Annotated in this window: 13 protein-coding genes and 1 riboswitch; of the genes, 7 read left to right on the top strand and 6 right to left on the bottom strand. The window is 69.6% G+C overall.

Annotated elements, in window-relative coordinates:
• Positions 1 to 37: 37 nt before the first annotated feature.
• Positions 38 to 1,108: an inositol monophosphatase family protein gene (locus FM105_RS00765; protein WP_101601711.1), complete on the top strand. Its 1,071-nt coding sequence runs from the start codon at positions 38 to 40 to the stop codon at positions 1,106 to 1,108.
• 136 nt (positions 1,109 to 1,244) lie between these two features.
• Here FM105_RS00765 and FM105_RS00760 read toward each other — a convergent pair whose 3' ends face one another.
• The 4 genes from FM105_RS00760 to FM105_RS00745 all read right to left on the bottom strand — a co-directional run bounded on the left by FM105_RS00760 (position 1,245) and on the right by FM105_RS00745 (position 5,407).
• A complete protein-coding gene (locus FM105_RS00760; RefSeq protein ID WP_087003216.1) occupies positions 1,245 to 2,000 on the bottom strand; it encodes an iron ABC transporter ATP-binding protein in 756 nt (251 codons plus the stop codon).
• On the bottom strand, positions 1,997 to 3,328 hold the full coding sequence (locus FM105_RS00755; protein ID WP_306298542.1) for an iron chelate uptake ABC transporter family permease subunit: 1,332 nt from the start codon (positions 3,326 to 3,328) through the stop codon (positions 1,997 to 1,999). The genes FM105_RS00760 and FM105_RS00755 overlap by 4 nt, the downstream gene beginning before the upstream one ends.
• Before the next feature lies 1 nt (position 3,329).
• The gene (locus FM105_RS00750) at positions 3,330 to 4,247 is read right to left on the bottom strand and encodes an ABC transporter permease (protein WP_087003214.1); all 918 of its coding nucleotides are present in this window, start codon (positions 4,245 to 4,247) and stop codon (positions 3,330 to 3,332) included.
• 158 nt (positions 4,248 to 4,405) lie between these two features.
• Positions 4,406 to 5,407 carry a siderophore ABC transporter substrate-binding protein gene (locus FM105_RS00745; RefSeq protein WP_087003211.1) on the bottom strand — a complete coding sequence of 334 codons (1,002 nt, stop codon included), beginning with the start codon at positions 5,405 to 5,407 and terminating at the stop codon, positions 4,406 to 4,408.
• A 237-nt stretch (positions 5,408 to 5,644) separates the two neighbouring features.
• Here FM105_RS00745 and FM105_RS00740 point away from each other — a divergent pair, with 237 nt between their 5' ends.
• The 6 genes from FM105_RS00740 to FM105_RS00715 all read left to right on the top strand — a co-directional run bounded on the left by FM105_RS00740 (position 5,645) and on the right by FM105_RS00715 (position 15,412).
• Positions 5,645 to 7,477, top strand: coding sequence for an amidohydrolase (locus FM105_RS00740; protein WP_087004215.1), 1,833 nt, complete (start codon positions 5,645 to 5,647; stop codon positions 7,475 to 7,477).
• 99 nt (positions 7,478 to 7,576) lie between these two features.
• Complete coding sequence (locus FM105_RS00735; RefSeq protein ID WP_087003208.1) at positions 7,577 to 8,890, top strand: Nramp family divalent metal transporter; 1,314 nt, start codon at positions 7,577 to 7,579, stop codon at positions 8,888 to 8,890.
• Positions 8,891 to 9,001: 111 nt separating this feature from the next.
• Positions 9,002 to 9,088: riboswitch (glycine riboswitch) on the top strand.
• Positions 9,089 to 9,220: 132 nt separating this feature from the next.
• Positions 9,221 to 12,181 (top strand): aminomethyl-transferring glycine dehydrogenase, encoded by a 2,961-nt coding sequence (gcvP, locus tag FM105_RS00730; RefSeq protein WP_087003205.1) that lies wholly within the window; start codon positions 9,221 to 9,223, stop codon positions 12,179 to 12,181.
• 100 nt (positions 12,182 to 12,281) lie between these two features.
• Positions 12,282 to 13,436: a glycine cleavage system aminomethyltransferase GcvT gene (gene gcvT / locus FM105_RS00725; protein WP_087003202.1), complete on the top strand. Its 1,155-nt coding sequence runs from the start codon at positions 12,282 to 12,284 to the stop codon at positions 13,434 to 13,436.
• 66 nt (positions 13,437 to 13,502) lie between these two features.
• Complete coding sequence (gene gcvH / locus FM105_RS00720; RefSeq protein WP_087003199.1) at positions 13,503 to 13,904, top strand: glycine cleavage system protein GcvH; 402 nt, start codon at positions 13,503 to 13,505, stop codon at positions 13,902 to 13,904.
• Between the two features lie 101 nt (positions 13,905 to 14,005).
• Entirely contained in the window at positions 14,006 to 15,412 is a 1,407-nt protein-coding gene (locus tag FM105_RS00715) for an L-serine ammonia-lyase (RefSeq protein ID WP_087003196.1), read from the top strand.
• Positions 15,413 to 15,597: 185 nt separating this feature from the next.
• Here FM105_RS00715 and FM105_RS00710 read toward each other — a convergent pair whose 3' ends face one another.
• Complete coding sequence (locus FM105_RS00710) at positions 15,598 to 16,380, bottom strand: M23 family metallopeptidase (protein ID WP_256970164.1); 783 nt, start codon at positions 16,378 to 16,380, stop codon at positions 15,598 to 15,600.
• Positions 16,381 to 16,705: 325 nt separating this feature from the next.
• Positions 16,706 to 17,635: a VOC family protein gene (locus FM105_RS00705; protein ID WP_087003188.1), complete on the bottom strand. Its 930-nt coding sequence runs from the start codon at positions 17,633 to 17,635 to the stop codon at positions 16,706 to 16,708.
• Positions 17,636 to 17,698 lie beyond the last annotated feature (63 nt).

The following is a 17,698-nucleotide window of genomic DNA, read 5'->3' as shown; positions in this document are numbered from 1 at the left end:
GCACGTCACGTGAGAGGACGTGTGCAACGATGAAGCGGTGAGCATCCTCTTCCGCGACCCCCTCCTCGACTCCGCACGTGAAGCCGCGGTCATCGCCACGCACCGCATGGCGGCGTGGGCTGACGAACTGAGTCCCATATCGGTCAGCTCGAAGGACGGGAAGAACGATCTCGTCACCGAGGCTGATGCGGAGATCGAGGCGCTGGTCCGCCACCACCTGCGGCTGCTGCGACCGGAGGACGCCGTCGTGGGCGAGGAGGGGTCGGAAGCACTGTCGCTTGCGGATCACCCCGCGGGCGATGAGATCCAGTCGATCCTCACGCACGCCGCCCGAACCGCGCAGAGCGCAGCCCCAGACGGTGACCCGGACACGGTCGAGTGGCACATCGACCCGATCGACGGCACCGTGAACTTCGTCCGCGGGATCGAGCACTACTGCTTCTCCGCGGGAGCCCGCCTCCAGTCCGCCGGACCCGGATCCCCGGACGTCGGATGGGTCGCGGGACTCGTGGCGGCACCGCTGCTCGATCGCGTCTGGTTCGCGCGGGCGGGTGCCGCTTGGGTCGCTCCGCTGTCCGCCCTCACCGATCCGAGCACGCCGGTGCGGCCGCTGACGGGAAGCAGCGCACCCACCACCGGGCGCGTGGTCGCGACCGGATTCGGCTACGCGGCTGACCGTCGTGCCCAGCAGCACGCGGCGCTCGGCCGGGTGATGACCCGGTTCGATGACATCCGCCGTTGCGGATCCGCCGCGATCGATCTCTGCATGGCGGCCGAGGGGCGTGTGAACGCCTACTACGAGCGCGGACTGGGCGTCTACGACTTCGCCGGCGGGGCGTACATCGCGGAATGCGCCGGACGGTTCGTGCACCGGCGCGCGGATGCCTTCCTGCGAGAGGACACCGGCGCGTCGATCGCGGTTCCAGCCGCAGCAGTCCCGGGCGCGGCCGCAGCCCCAGGAGCAGAACCCGACGACGCCGAGGCCCCCGCCGGACCGCCGTCCGCCGGCGGCTCGGGCGGTGACGAGCATATGCGGGGGCCCGCGGCGGAACTCACGGTCGTCGCGGACACCCGCGAGCGCTTCGAGTTCCTGCTGGCCCACGGCTGACCGAGCGGGTCTGCGAGGACCGTGACGGGATCGGTCGGCAGCCGTGGACCGGTCGGCAGCCGTGGACCGGTCGGCAGATGACAGGATGACAGTGGCCTGCGCATCGACTCGGCCACCACGGGCCCCGCATCGTCCGTCAGTAGTAGCAGGCGAGCAGGCCCCGGGGGCCGTCGATCACATCGATCGGTGTGTTGAAGATCGATGACAGGGTGTCCGGGACCATGATCTCCTCCGGAGTCCCGAACGCCACGATCTCCCCGTGCTTGAGCGCGCAGATGTGATCCGCGTAGTGGCCTGCGAAGTTGATGTCGTGGAGCACGATGACGATCGTGCGGCCCAGTTCCACCGCTGCCCGCTTCAGGTGCTTCATCATCTGCACCGAATGCTGCATGTCGAGGTTGTTGAGGGGCTCGTCCAGGAGGACGTACTCGGTGTCCTGGGCCAGCACCATCGCGACGTAGGCGCGCTGCCGCTGCCCGCCCGACAGCTCGTCGAGGTAGCGGGTCTCCAGATCGCCCAGGTGCAGGAAGTCGATCGCCTCGCTGATCCGCCGCTCGTCATCGACGGTGAGGCGGCCCTTCGAGTGGGGGTATCTGCCGAAGCCCACCAGCTGGCGGACGGTGAGGCGTGCGACGAAGTGGTTCTCCTGGCGCAGGATGGACACCTTCCGCGCCAGCTCCTTCGACGGAGTCTTCGACACGTCGAGGCCGCCCACCGTGATGGTGCCGGCGTCCATGCCCATGAGGCGGCCGATCATCGTCAGCAGCGTCGATTTGCCCGCCCCGTTCGGCCCGACCATGGCGGTGATGCCGCCCGGCGGGATCTCCAGGTCGACGGGCCCGATCGCCACGTCGGAGGTGTAGCGGCGCAGGACGGTGCTCAGAGTGATCACAGTCGGCCCTTTCGCAGGATGTACACGAGGAAGAAGGTTCCGCCGACGACCTCCATGATGATGCCGACGGATCCCTCCGCGTAGAAGAGGTGCTTGAGCACGAAGTGCGAGCCCGCCAGGACGACGAAGCCGGTGAGCCACGCGATCGGGAAGACCAGCCGGTGGTCGTAGGTGTCCGCGAGCTGGTAGGCGATCATCGCCACGAGGAAGCCCAGGAACGTCATGGGGCCCACGAGCGCGGTGGACACGGCCATGAGCACGGACACCAGCAGCAGGACGATGATGAGCTGTCGCCGGTGGTTCACACCCAGGTTCACCGCGGTCTCCCGCCCCAGGGACAGGACGTTGAGGGTGCCGGCCTTCGCCCACAGCAGGCCGCCGGCGGTTCCGGCGAGGACGATCGACACGCCCAGGTAGGAGGTGTCCGCGTTCGCGATGGAGCCGATGAGGCGGGCGGTGAGGATGTCGAACTCGCTGGGCGTGAGCAGGCGCTGCATGAACGTCGCCAGACCGCCCAAGCCGCCGCCCAGCACGATGCCCACGAGCAGGGTGACCTGCAGGTTCCCTCCGCGCCCGGCCAGCAGCCAGCCGTAGAGGGCCGCGGCGAAGCCGACCATGAGCGCGATCTGCAGCAGGAACTGCCACAGGCCCGTGACGGCGACGAGGCCGGCTGCCCCGATGAAGAAGACCGCGCCGGTCTGGACCAGGCGGTAGAGCGATTCGAACCCCATGATCGAGGGGGTGAGGATCCGATTGTTCGTGACCGTCTGGAAGGCGACCGTCGCGATCGCCTGGCAGAAGGCCACGACGAGGACGACGACGAGGTTCGTCGTGCGCATCTCTGCGATGAGCCAGAAGCCCCGAGAGCCCACCGGCATCGGGTTCTCATAAGCGAGGCTGCCGAACGTGATGAGCACCGCGAGCACGCACAGAGCGGAGAAGATCAGCCAGTACCGCTTATGCGCGCGCCGGCCCGGCAGCGGCCCGGACTGCCGGTCTCGGGACGTGCGGCCTCGGTCCGCGCGATCGTGGTCCGTGCGGCTGGGCGCGGGGGAGCTGGATCCTGCAGGACCCGACCTCGCCGCCGCCGAGGCCCGGGGCGCCTCGGCAGAGCCGGCCTCCGACCCGACGCCGGCCTCCGACCCGGCCCCGGCCTCCGACCCGGCCCCGGCCTCTGATCCGGCCCCGGCCGCGGGCGCGGCAGCTTCGCGGTCCGCCGTCGCCTCGGGCCTGGTCTGTGTCAGGTCGTGCCGGACAGCCTCGGCGTGTGCGGCCTCTGCGGCATCCGCGTGCAGCCGGGACGTGGTGCGCATGTGATGAGCGGTCACGTCAGCGCCTCCTGACGATGAGTGCGATGAAGACGATCGCCCCGACCACGGAGAGCAGGAGGGAGACCGGCACTTCGAACGGCGAGATGATCGTGCGGCCGATGAGGTCGCAGACGGTGACGGTGCAGATGCCCACGAGGGCTACCCACGGCAGGTTCGAGCGCAGGTCGTCTCCGCGGAACATCGACACGATGTTCGGGACGATGAGGCCCAGGAACGGCAGGTTGCCCACGACGACGGTGACGATGCCGGTCGCGATCGCGATGAGGCCGGTGCCCAGCAGCACCACCATGTGGTAGTTGAGGCCGATGTTCGTGGCGAACTCCTCGCCCAGGCCGGCGGCGGTGAAGCGGTCCGCGGCGATGAAGACCGCGACGACCACGATGACGACCACCAGGAGCGGCTCCCACTGGCCCTGGATGATGCCGGTGAAGGAGCCGGCGAACCAGATGCCCAGGCTCTGGAGCATGTTCGTCTGGAGCGCGAAGAACGTGGACACGGCGCCGACGACCCCGCCCAGCATGATGCCGACGATCGGGACGATGATCGATGACCGCAGGGTGACGCGCTGCAGGAACGCGAAGAAGATCATGGTGCCGATGAAGGCGGAGACGACGGCCGCGATCATCTTGACGACCAGCGGCGAATCGGGTGCGAGGATCATGACGGCCAGCAGTCCCAGGCCCGCCCACTCGGTCGTGCCGGTCGTCGTGGGCTCGACGAAGCGGTTCTGGGTGATCATCTGCATGACCAGGCCGCACATCGCCATCGCGGCACCTGAGAGCACGAGCGCGACGGTGCGCGGGATGCGGGTGATGCCGAACATCTGCGCACCGTCCTCGGCGCCCAGGACGTCGTACTCGCCGACGAACAGGCTCGTGACCACGAGTGCCGCGGTCACGAGCAGCCCGATGGCCATCGGCCAGGTGAAGAGGCGGTGGCCGCGCTGCGACCGACCGGCATCTCCGCGCGCAGGCGGGCGCGCAGACGCGTGGGCAGGCGGGTGAGCGGGCCCAGCGCCGGACGTGACGTCCGGCGCCGGGCCCGCTGCCGAGCTCTGCGGTGAGGGCTGCGAGGTCAGTTGCCCTGCTCCATCGCGTCTGCCACCGACTCGTAGAATTCGGTGTAGGTCTGGAGGCTCTCATCCAGGTAGGTGTACTCGGGCATGTAGACGATGTTCTCCTCCTCCACGGCCGTCACGTTCTGCAGGGCGGCGGAATCGGCGATGAGGTCCTGTGCGGGGGTGTACTCCTCACCGGAGTTCGCGCTGACACCCGCGTCGCGGTCCATGACGAGGATCCAGTCGGGATTCGAGTCCGCGATCGCCTCGACGGAGATGTCGTCGCCCTGGTCGCCGCTGGAGGCGTCGTCCACCTCGAGCGAGGGGGTCAGGCCGAGCGAGTCGTAGACGGGCCCCAGCGTGCGTCCGGCCGTGGGCGCGGCGTAGTTGATGTCGCCGCCGGAGGTGATGACGCTCATGACCGTCTCGTCCGCGTCGTAGGCGGCCGAGACGCGTTCGACGGCGGCGTCGTAGTCGTCTACCAGCGCCTGCGCCTCGTCCTGCTTGTCGAAGACCTCTCCCAGGGTGGTCACCTGGCGCTTGAGCTCGTCGCCGAAGTCCTCGCCCTCACGCGGGTCGAGGTTGACGATCGGTGCCTCCGCGAGGTCCGCGATGTCCGCGTCGTACTGCGCGAAGCGCTGGCCGGAGATGATCAGATCCGGCTCTGCGGCGACGATGTTCTCCAGGTTCGGCTCGCGGTGGCTGCCGATGTCCAGGATGCTCTCGTCGTCCTTGTACGACAGGTCCGCGCGCATGAGCGAGACGGCGCCGCCGGACAGCTCCACGCCCCAGTCGTCGAGGAGCTTGAACGTGCGGTTGTCCAGGGCGACGACGCTCTGGGCGGGGGAGGGCACGTCGACGGACCCGCCGTTCGCCTCGATCGTCACGGTCTCGGACTCGCCGGATGCGGCCTCAGCTGATGCGCCGCCGGCGTCGCCCGACCCGCAGGCGGTGAGCCCCAGCGCGAGTGCGGCGGTGGAGGCGATGACGGCGGTGAGACGGACGTTCGGTCTGTGCATGGGGGTGCTCCTCTGTGCGGTGTGTGGGATCCGATGCGCGTCGGGCCGGATGGCGGGTCGCAGCGCATCGAATGGGAAGTCAGCTCGTAGTGAGCCAAGCCTCACCTACACAGTGTGCACACAGAATGGGATTAGGTAAAGCTCATCTATCGTAAGTGAGATCCAGTCCACATGCGGATCCGCGGCAGATCCGGACGTCGCAGCGCGGGCCGCGCGCGCCTGTGGTTCGATGGCACCATGCACACGGTCGACTCCTCCCGCACCCCCGGCGCCCCCGGAATCCACCGCCTGTTCGCGAACGGGCGCGTGCACGCATTCGCTGGTTCGTCGAAGGTCGCCGAGGCTGCCGAGGCTGCCGAGGCCGGCGATCCCGCCGAGGCCGTGCTCGTGAGCGACGGCCGTGTCGTCGCCGTCGGGTCCGCGCACGAACTGCGCGATCGCGCGGGTGCGGCGCCGGTCGACGAGGTCGACCTCGAGGGTCGCATCGTGCTCCCCGGCTTCGTCGACGCTCACCTCCACGCGGTGTCCACCGCGAGCACCATCTCCGAGGTCGACATCCGCCAGGTGCGCAGCCTCCGTGCCGCTGTGGACACCGTCGCCGCCCACGCCGCGACCCTTCCTCCGGGCGAATGGGTCACCGGCGGCCGATGGGACTCGAACACGTGGGACATGGGCCGCGGCGGCTCATACCAGCCCGATCGCGGGCTGCTGGATGAAGCTGTGCCGGACCGACCGGTCGCCCTCTGGTCGATCGATTACCACACGCTCTGGCTCAACGGCGCCGCACTCGAGGCTGTAGGTATCCACGACGACACCCCCAATCCGGTGGGCGGCGAGATCGTCCGTGACGGCAGCGGGCGTGCGACGGGCATCCTGCGCGAGGATGCCGCCACGATCGCTGAGCGCGCGATGCCGGCGCTCTCCCTCGATCAGCGCGCGCAGAACATGCGCATGGCGCAGCGGAAATGGTTGGCGGAGGGTCTCACCGGGGTCCACGACATCGACGGGGCGGCGTCGCAGGAGGCGTGGGACGCGCTGCGCGCCAACGACGGGCTGCTGATGCGCGTCGTCAAGTACCTCCGTCTCGACGAGCTCGAATGGGCGCGGGCCGTCGGCTGGCGGACGGGTGACCAGGTGGGGCGGAGGCGCACGAGCCCCACGGGGATGCCGGAGCCGGCGCTCTCGTGGGACGATCCGGCGCGCGACGGATGGTTCGTCCGCGGCGGACTCAAGCTGTTCTCCGACGGAGCGCTGGGATCGCAGACCTCGTACATGACCGATCCGTTCCCCACGCGCCCGGGCGAGGACCACCTCCCCAACTACGGTCTGCCGATCGCGGGCGAGGATCTGCTCGTCGAGCAGATCACGGAGGCGCTCCAGGCGGGCATCAGCCTGGCGGTCCACGCGATCGGCGACCGGGCCAACCACCACGTGCTGAGGGCCTTCTCCCGCACCCGCGCCGCGTCCCGTGAGGCGGAGGCCCGGTACGACAGGCCCCTGCGCCACCGCATCGAGCATGCGCAGTTCGTCAGGCCGGAGGAGGTCCGGCTCTTCGCGCAGATGGGCATCGTGGCGTCGATGCAGCCGCGGCACTGCATCTCCGACCTGCACCTGCTGGACTCCCTCAGGCCGGATCCGCGGCTGGCGGCCTACGCGTGGAAGGACCTGCTCGCAGCAGGTGCTCCGGTCGCCTTCGGCTCGGACGGCCCCGTCGAGCCGACCGACCCGTTCGCCGCGATCTACGCCGCGATGACCCGTGCTGACTTCGGAGGCGATCCGTCGACGACGTTCGAGCCCGGCCGGCGGATCCCGGCATGGGACGCGATCGCGGCCCACACCTCGGGGGCGGCGTATGCGGCCGGACTGGAAGGGACCGTGGGCACGCTGGCCCCCGGCATGGCCGCCGACCTCATCGCGGTGGACGTCGACCCCCTGCGAGCCGACGGCGGCAGCGGGGTGACGGGCGAGTACGCGAGCGAGGAGGCGCTGTTCGAGCACGCCGAGGCGGTGCGCGACGCGACCGTCCACCTCACCGCTGTCGCCGGCGAGGTCGCCTTCGCCCGGGTGTGAGGGGCGCGTGTGGGGGGCGCGTGTGAGGGGCCGGGTGCGAGGGGCGTGATCGGCGGTATCGACCTCTGTGTCGCAGGCCACATTCTGTAGACTGCCCGTATGACGGACGAGCAGGCGGGCGAGGGCTCCCCGCACGACCACGACACCTCCGACACGGCACGCGCCGACGACATCGCGCCCGGTGAGAAGCCGAAGTGGAGGGTCCTCGGGCCGGGCCTCGTCGTCGCGGCGACCGGCATCGGAGCCGGTGACCTCATCGCGACGCTCGTGGCCGGATCCATGTACGGCTACGCACTCCTGTGGGCGGCGGTCGCGGGCGTCATCATCAAGATCTTCCTCGTGGAGGGGGCGGGACGCTGGTCGCTGGCCACCGGTCACTCGATCTTCGAGGGCTGGCGGCGCCTGGGGAAGTGGACGTCCGTCTACTTCGGCCCGTACATCCTGGTGTGGGGCTTCGTGTACGGCGCGACCGCGATGTCCGCCTCAGCACTGCCGATCTACACCGTCTTCCCGCAGATCCCCTTCATCGCGTACGCGATCTTCTCCGGGCTCGTGGGCGCCGCGCTCGTCTGGTTCGGCAGGTACCACGCGCTGGAGAAGGTCGTCGCGTTCTTCGTCGGCCTCATGTTCGTCACGGTCGTGGGATCCGCCGCCTTCGCCGCCCCGAACCTGCTCGACGCCCTCCAGGGCCTGATCCCGACCATCCCGGAGGGCGGTCTGATCTACACCCTGAGCATCGCCGGCGGCGTGGGCGGGACGATCACGCTCGCGGCCTACGGCTACTGGCTCAAGGAGAAGGGCTGGTACACGCCGAAGTGGATGAAGGTCATGCGGATCGACAACGGCTTCGCCTACGTCCTCTCCGGCGTCTTCGTCATCGCGATGCTCATCATCGGTGCGGAGCTGCTGCATTCGGCGAACATCGCGATCGAATCCGGTGACGAGGGCCTGGTCCAGCTGTCCGATGTGCTCGCCGCCGAATACGGGGCGTTCGTCGGCCACCTGTTCCTCATCGGCTTCTGGGCGGCATCGTTCTCGTCCATCCTGGGCGTGTGGAACGGCGTGTCGATCATGTTCGCGGACTTCTGGGGCCGCGTGCGGAAGCGGCCGGAGGACCATCCGGCCCGCCGCTCGGGCGGGAAGTACTACAAGTTCTACGTCCTGTGGCTCACGTTCCCGCCGATGCTGCTGCTCCTGCTGGGCAAGCCGGTCGGCATCATCATCGCCTACGGCGTGCTCGGATCCTTCTTCATGCCGTTCCTCGCGGTCACGCTCCTGTTCCTGCTCAACGGCAGGCACATGCCGAAGGAGTGGCGCAACGGCTGGATCCTCAACGTCGTCTTCGTGCTCATCACGCTGATCTTCCTGGTGCTCGGCGTCAACCAGCTGATCAGCGCCTTCCAGCCCGGCTGACACGTGGGCCGTGCGACCCGGCTGACACGTGGGCCGTGCGACCCGGCTGACGCACGAGGGGTGGCCAGTCCGGTGCCCCGTCGCCTATCCTGTATTCCAGATACGCCGATACGACACAGCGTGGGAGAGCCGCTCAGGCGGCGCCGTAGGTGCAATCCCTCCCCGGGAAACTCTCAGGCCCAGTACCGCGATGTGCAGGCGACTCTGAAGCGGGCTGACCGTGCGTCCGGAGAGATCCGGACGGGCAGTGCAGGACGTCGACAGAGCGGGGAGGACGAACCGATCAGTGTCCGTCCCCGTGATGGACGCACCCGACGGAGGAGATCCTCGATGACCGCAGGCGCTGAAACCCGGACCCCTGATGCGGCCGCCGCACTGTCGCACGTGAGTGCGGCACGGGGAGACGCACCCCGCCCCTTCGCTGACCGGCACATCGGTCCGCGCGCTTCGCAGACGCAGGAGATGCTCGCAGAGCTGGGCTACGACTCGCTCGAGGCGCTGGCCGCCGAGGCCGTGCCGGCGAGCATCGCACAGGCGGATCCGCTCACCTACGCTCCGATGGGGGAGCGCGAGACTCTCGCACGGCTGCGTGAGCTCGCCGCGAAGAACACGATGCGCGTCCAGATGATCGGGCAGGGCTTCCACGACACGACCACCCCGGCGGTCATCCGCCGCAACGTCGTGGAGAACCCTGCCTGGTACACCGCTTACACCCCGTACCAGCCGGAGATCAGCCAGGGCCGCCTCGAGGCCCTGCTGAACTTCCAGACCGCGGTCCAGGACCTCACGGGACTCGACATCGCGAACGCCTCGCTCCTCGACGAGGCAACTGCGGTCGCAGAGGCCGTCCTGCTCATGCGCCGCGCCTCGAAGAAGGGATCGACCGTGGTGCTCGACTCCGAGCTCCACCCGCAGTCGATCGCCGTGGTCCGCGCACGTGCCCGTGCGATGGACTTCACCGTCCGCGTCGAGGACCTCTCCCGGGGCCTCGTGGGCGAAGAGGTGTTCGGCATCGTCGTCGCCCAGCCCGGCACCTCCGGCCGCATCCGCTCCTTCGACGACGCGATCGCAGGTGCCAAGGAGCGCGGCGCGCTCGTCACCTTCGCAGCGGACCTCCTCGCTCTCACACTGCTCAAGGACCCCGGCTCGCAGGGCGCCGACATCGCGGTGGGCTCCGCCCAGCGGTTCGGCGTCCCCCTGTTCTTCGGCGGCCCCCACGCAGGCTTCATGGCCGTGAAGTCGGGCCTGCAGCGCCAGCTGCCCGGCCGCCTCGTGGGCGTGAGCTACGACAAGGACGGCAAGCCCGGCTACCGCCTGGCGCTCCAGACGCGCGAGCAGCACATCCGCCGGCAGAAGGCGACGAGCAACATCTGCACCGCGCAGGCGCTGCTGGCGGTCGTGGCGAGCTTCTACGCCGTCTACCACGGACCCGTGGGCCTCAGCCGCATCGCGTCGCGCGTCCACCGACTGGCGACCTCCTTCGCCGCCGCAGTCGTCTCGGTCGACGGCACGTCGCTGGCCGGCGGCGACGACGCGGAGTTCTTCGACACCGTCGCGCTGACCGTCCCGGACGCCGATGCCGCAGTCCGTGCCGCCGATGAGGCGGGCGTGAACATCCGCCGCATCGATTCCACGACCGTCGCCGTGAGCTTCGGCGAGCCGCACACCGTCGCTGATGCGAACGCGGTGCTCGGCGCGCTGGGAGCGACTGAGACGATCGACGAGGCGTCCTTCGACGCCGCGGGCGAGGGCGCGTTCGGGGATGCCGCGATCGCCGCCCCGGCCTGGACGACGGACCTCCACCGCACCACGGAGTTCCTCACCCACCCGATCTTCCGCTCGATCGGCTCGGAGACCCAGCTCATGCGCTACATGCGCAAGCTGGCGGATCGCGACCTGGCGCTCGACCGGACGATGATCCCGCTGGGCTCCTGCACCATGAAGCTCAACGCGGCAGTGGAGATGGAAGCGATCACGTGGCCCGAGTTCGCCTCGATCCACCCCTACGTCCCGGCCGAGCAGTCCGCCGGCTGGCGCGAGCTCATCGGCGACCTCGAGGACCTGCTCGTCGAGGTGACCGGCTACGACCGCGTGTCGCTGCAGCCCAACGCCGGCTCCCAGGGCGAGCTCGCCGGGCTGCTGGCGATCCGCCGCTACCACCTGGCCAACGGCGACGACGCCCGCCGCGTCTGCATCATCCCGCAGTCGGCGCACGGCACCAATGCCGCATCCGCAGTGCTCGCGGGGCTGGACGTCGTGGTCGTCAAGACCGCGGAGGACGGCTCGATCGATCTGACGGACCTCGACGCGAAGCTCGAGAAGCACGCGGACACGCTCGCGGGCATCATGATCACCTACCCGTCGACGCACGGCGTCTTCGAGGAGGACGTGCGCACGGTCTGCCAGAAGGTGCATGAGGCGGGCGGTCAGGTCTACGTCGACGGCGCGAACCTCAACGCGCTCGTGGGCCTGGCGCAGCCGGGCGAGTTCGGCGGCGACGTCTCGCACCTGAACCTGCACAAGACGTTCTGCATCCCGCACGGCGGCGGCGGCCCCGGCGTGGGCCCGGTCGCGGTGCGCGAGCACCTCGCACCGTACCTGCCGGGCGACGCGACGGACCCGCGCCTGGTCGCGGGCGAGTTCGACGGACTGGGCGACCCCATCAGCGGCACGATGTTCGGCTCCGCCGGCGTCCTGCCGATCAGCTGGGCGTACATGCGGCTCATGGGCGGTGAGGGCATCACGGAGGCGACCCGCACCGCGCTGCTCACCGCCAACTACGTGTCGAAGAAGCTCGCGGACGCGTTCCCCACGCTGTACACGGGTGACACCGGGCTCGTCGCGCACGAGTGCATCCTCGACCTGCGTGCCCTCACGGCGCGCACGGGAGTCACCGCAGAGGACGTCTCCAAGCGCCTCATCGACTTCGGCTTCCACGCGCCGACCCTCGCGTTCCCCGTCGCCGGCACCCTCATGATGGAGCCGACGGAGTCCGAGGACAAGGGCGAGATCGATCGCTTCATCGAGGCGATGCTCACGATCCGGGAGGAGATCGATGCGATCGGCACCGACTACTCCTACGAGGAGTCGCCGCTCGCGAACTCCCCGCACACCGCGACCTGCGTGATGGACGACTGGGACGGCGCATACACCCGTGAGCGGGCCGTCTTCCCCGTCCAGGGCCTGCGCCTGACGAAGTTCTTCCCACCGGTCCGCCGCGTCGACGGCGCATACGGCGACCGGAACCTCGTCTGCTCCTGCCCGCCGCCGGAGGCCTTCGAGACCGTCTGATCCGCATCCGTCGCCGGGAGCCCGCCCGCGCTGGGTGCCAGCAGGCACCTCGGGCGCCGGCGGGGACCGGCGGATCCCCTCGCACCACCAGGAGTCACCGATGACTGAGACCACTGCCCTCCACGACCTGCACGCCCGACTGGGGGCGTCCTTCACCGATTTCGGCGGCTGGGACATGCCGCTCAAGTACGGATCCGAGCTCTCCGAGCACAGGGCCGTCCGCGAATCCGCCGGGATCTTCGACCTCTCCCACATGGGCGAGGTGCGGATCACGGGCGCTGATGCCGCCGCGTTCCTCGACTACGCGCTGCTCGCCAAGTACTCGATCCTGAAAGTGGGCCGTGCGAAGTACGGCCTCATCGTGAACGGATCGGGCGGCGTGCTCGACGACCTCATCACCTACCGCCTGGCCGACGACGAGTTCCTGGTCGTGCCGAACGCAGGCAACGCCGTCGCCGTCGCCGAGGCCCTGGCCGCCCGCCAGCGCGAGTTCACCACCCAGCTGGTGCCGGGCGCGGACGCCACCGTGACGGACGAGTCGCCGGACACGTCGCTCGTCGCCGTGCAGGGGCCCAGCTCCGAGGCGATCCTGCTGACCGTCGTGGGCGGAGGCGACGAGGGTGCGCAGGCCGTGCGCGAGGTCGCGTACTACGCGTGGACCCGCATCACCGTCAGCACCGCCGCGGGTGAGAAGGACGTGCTGCTGGCGCGGACCGGCTACACCGGCGAGGACGGGTTCGAGCTCTACCTCGGCAACGACGCGGCGGAGCCCGTGTGGGACGCGCTGGTCGCGGGAGCGGAGCGGGCCGGCATCGACCTGACCCCCTGCGGACTGGCGGCCCGCGACTCGCTGCGGCTGGAGGCGGGCATGCCGCTCTACGGCAACGAGATCACGCTCGAGACGACCCCGGTCGACATCGGCATGGGGAAGATGGCTCTCAACGCGCTCAAGCGGGAGCACCTCTTCGCGCGCGAATCCCTCGCAGCGATCACGGAGTCGGAGCCCGCGCGGAAGCTCGTGGGACTCGTGTCCGACGGACGCCGTGCCGCACGCTCCGGTGCTGACGTCCTGGTCGACGACCAGGTCGTGGGCACCGTGACATCGGGACAGCCGTCGCCCACGCTCGGGCATCCCGTCGCGCTCGCCTACGTCGACCAGGCACACACGAGTGCGGGCACCGAACTGGTCGTCGACATCCGCGGCAAGGCGCACCCCTTCCGCATCGTCGACCTGCCGTTCTACTCGCGCGGCTGACTAGCGTGCCGCTGACTGCGCGCGCGGCTGACACTCCACCCCTTCTGCATCGAAAGAGGAACCATCATGGCGGAACTCCCCGCACTGCCCAAGGACTACTCCTACTCCGCGGAGCACGAGTGGGTGAACGCGACCGCTGAGAGCGTCGCGGGCACCACCGTGAAGGTCGGCATCACCGCCGTCGCATCCGACGCGCTGGGCGAGGTCGTCTTCGTCGAGGCGCCCGAGGTGGGCGACACCGTGACCGCGGGCGAGACCTGCGGCGAGGTGGAGTCGACGAAGTCGGTGTCCGACCTGTACTCGCCGGTCACCGGCGAGGTCACCGCCGTCAACGAGCTCGTGTCCGCGAACCCCGGGATCCTCAACTCCGATCCCTACGGCGAGGGATGGCTGTTCGAGGTCGCGGTGACTGAGGCGGGTCCGCTCATGGACCATGCCGCCTATGCGGAAGCCAACCACCTCTCCTGAGGTGCCAACCACCTCTCCGGAGGTGGCCCGGCCGGGACCTGCGCGGTCCCGGCCCGACGGGTCGAAGAGGCCCCGTCGACACCATGCGTTTGGAGGCGATCATGCCCATCAGCGTCTTCGATCTCTTCACAGTGGGGATCGGCCCGTCCAGCTCGCACACCGTCGGCCCCATGCGGGCCGCGGCGAGCTTCGTCGACCTCGTGGGGGACCGGACCGAGGATGTCGCAGCCCTGGAGGTCGATGTCTACGGCTCGCTCGCGGCCACCGGCCGGGGACACGGCACGTTCGATGCGATCCTGCTGGGACTCGAGGGGTGCCGACCCGACGAGGTCCTGCCCGACGAGGTGGACGAGCGCACCGCACGGATGGCGGAGTCCGGCATCGTCCGGTTCGGCGACCGGGTGGAGATCCCGTTCGCCGTCGCAGACATGCGGCAGCGGCCGCTCACCGTGCTGGAGCGGCACACGAATGCGCTCGAGCTGCGGGCGCGGACTGCGACGGGCGAGGAGCTGGCCCACGAGATCTACTACTCGGTGGGCGGCGGATTCGTCGTCACCCAGTCCGATGAGGAGGCCGCCGTCCTCGGGACCGAGGCCGGCGAGTCCGCGCGGGAGCCTGCGACGCCGCACGACTTCCGGACCGGGGATGAGCTCCTGGAGATCGCCAACCGCGAGGGTCTGGAGGTCTGGCAGGTGATGCTCGCGAACGAACTGGGCGCGGGCCGCACGGAGCAGGAGGTCCGCGACGGACTGCTCCACATCGCGAAGGTGATGGAGGAGTGCGCCGCGCACAGCCTCGACCGGTCGGGGCACCTGCCCGGTGGCCTGTCGGTGCGCCGGCGCGCGCATGACTGGCACCTGCGGCTCAAGGAGGAGGACCCGGATCGCGATCCCCGCTACTACCAGGAGTGGGTCAACCTCGTCGCCCTGGCTGTGAACGAGGAGAACGCGAGCGGCGGACGCGTCGTCACCGCGCCCACGAACGGTGCGGCGGGGATCATCCCGGCCGTGCTGCACTACGCGCTCAACTATGTGGACTGGGTGCAGGAGGGCGGTGACGCGGCCCGGGACGAGGCGACGGTGCGGTTCCTGCTGACCGCCGGCGCGATCGGAGTGCTCTACAAGGAGGGTGCGTCGATCTCCGGTGCTGAGGTGGGCTGCCAGGGCGAGGTGGGGTCCGCCTCGTCGATGGCGGCCGGCGGCCTCGCGGAGGTCTTGGGCGGCTCGGTCGAGCAGGTGGAGAACGCCGCGGAGATCGCGATGGAGCACAACCTGGGGCTGACGTGCGATCCGATCGCCGGGCTGGTCCAGGTGCCGTGCATCGAACGGAACGCGATCGGTGCGGGCAAGTCGATCAATGCGGCGAAGATGGCGATGTGGGGCGACGGGGACCACTACGTGAGCCTCGACGAGGTCATCGCCACGATGAAGGCCACCGGCGCGGACATGAGCGACAAGTACAAGGAGACCGCGATGGGCGGCCTCGCCGTCAACGTCGTGGAGTGCTGACAGGTCTGCTGACACGTCGTGGGGTGCTGGCATGTCGTGGAGTGCTGAGCGCAGGCCCCAACCTGATCGGGCAGGTCCGAACCTGATCGGCGAGTGAGTGCAATCCGGCCCCCGGGAGGATTCCTGGGGGCCGGATTGCACTCACTCGCTGTCCGATCCTCTGCGGCAGGCGGTGTCTGGAGGCGTCACGGCTCGACGGGTGCGTCCTGTCCTGCGTCGACGCCCTTGCGGTCCAGCCAGTCGACCGGATCGATGAATCCGACTCCGGAGTCTGCGTTCCAGATGGCGCCGTTCGGGTCCTTGGAGTTCATGAAGACACCCAGGTGGAGGTGGGGTCCGGTGCTGTTGCCGGTGTTGCCGGACTTCCCGATCTGGGTGCCGGCCTCGACGGTGTCGCCCGGCTCCACCTGCACCTCGTCGAGGTGGCCGTAGTACGAGTACATGCGGTCGCCGTTGATCACACCGTGGTCGACGACGACGCCCTTGCCGGTGTGGTGGTCGAGGGCGCCGCCCTCGCCGGTGGTCGCTGTGCGCAGCACGGTGCCCTCGGACACGGACGAGACGGGAGTCCCGACCGGGACGGCGAAGTCCGTGCCGACATGCTCGGGGCGCTCAGGCGACGCGAACTCGCTGGTGGGCGCACCGGTGCCCTCGGGTACTGGTGAGCTGTAGATCCGGTCGGAGGCCGCCTGCTGCTGCGACGCGGGCACCGATCCGGCGGTCTGCTGCGTGGATGACTGGGCAGGGGCCTCGTCCGCGGCGTTGGCCGCGAGTGCGGGGCCGCCGACGACGAGTCCGGCGCTCACTGCGAGGCCGAGTGCGGAGCCGAGCCCGCGGCGCAGCGCGGAGCGGTGAGCCCTCGCGTCGGGTCCGGCCGCGTGAACGGGGCTGAATGAGCGGGCGGTGCTCTTCGTGTGGGCGGAGTTCCTCGAGTCGAAGTCTGCGGGAGTGCGGTCGATGGGCGTCATAGTACTCACCTGTCTCCTCGGTCGGCTTCGTGCGTCGCACGAGTGCATGTGCACCGTGGTCGGTGCGTCTCCACCCGAACACAGCCCGGCTGAACGGTTCCTGGCCGCCGACAGGTCCGGCCCCCGTGGCGGGAACCGGGGGATGGCGGCAGGACCCGCATGCTTTGCACTGTCGGACCACATGCCTTCATGTCGAGAAGAACGACGATCGGAACGATTCGCGCACGTGACTCGGAGGTGACGAGAATGCGGCGCTGAGGCGTGGTTCACTCACCGTTCGCATGCGTGGTCACCGCTGCGTCCACAGGAAGTCAGACGCCGCTGATCACCGCGTCAGCAGCGATTCCGTCGTCGAGGCGCCGGGGACGGACACCGTCACGTGGGTGCCCCACGGGTCGTTGACCGTCACGCGGTCGCCGTCGTCTGCGGACTGGAGCCCTGTACCGCCCAGGCGTGCGGTGAGGGCGTCGAGGTCCTCACGGCCCGGGACCGTGATTGCGACGTCGCCGAGGCCCAGGCTGGATGCGCGGGGACCGGCACCTGCGCTGTTCCACGTGTTCATCGCGACGTGGTGGTGGTAGCCGCCGGCTGAGGCGAAGAGCGCCCCGGGGTGGGTGCCGACCATGGTCTCGAAGCCCAGGGCGCCCACGTAGAAGTCGCGGGCGCGGGCGATGTCGCCCACCTGGAGGTGCACGTGGCCGATGATGCCGGCGTGGTTCTCCGTGTCGGTGAGTGCCGTTTCGGTGAGGTGCGTCTGCAGGTACGCGTTGGGATCCAGGTAGAGCGACGCCATGTCGACGTCGCCGTTGGGCTGGTAGGTCCAGGCGGAGCGGGGGCGGTCGCGGTACAGCTCGATGCCGTTGCCCTCCGGGTCCGTGAAGTAGAACGCCTCGGAGACCAGGTGGTCGCTCGACCCGGCGAAGCGGCTCTCCGGATGCTGGGCGGCCCGGGCGACGGTCGCCGCGAGTGACGCCTCGTCCTCGAAGAGGAACGCGGTGTGGAAGAGACCTGCCTGGCGGCGGTCGACGCCGGGCAGCCCCGGGGTTGCGATGAGGCGGATCAGCGGAACGCCGCGGCGGCCCAGGATGCGGACGACCTCACGGCCGGCCGTGCGCTCCTCGATCGGTGTGAGCGCCAGGGCCTGCGCGTAGTAGGAGCTCATCTTCTCGAGATCGCCGACGTGGAGCGTGACCGCGTCCATCGTCGTGGCGGGGTTGAGGATGGTGTCTGTGGTGGCGGGGGCTGCGGCGTTCATGGTGTCTCCCAGGGTTGCTGTGCGAGGGCTATGACACCAGTGTATGTCGTTGAAACTTAAACC

Origin of the sequence: Brevibacterium yomogidense (assembly GCF_900163715.1) — a bacterium.
Taxonomy (GTDB): Bacteria; Actinomycetota; Actinomycetes; order Actinomycetales; family Brevibacteriaceae; genus Brevibacterium; species Brevibacterium yomogidense_A.
This window is presented reverse-complemented; position numbering and strand designations above follow the sequence as displayed.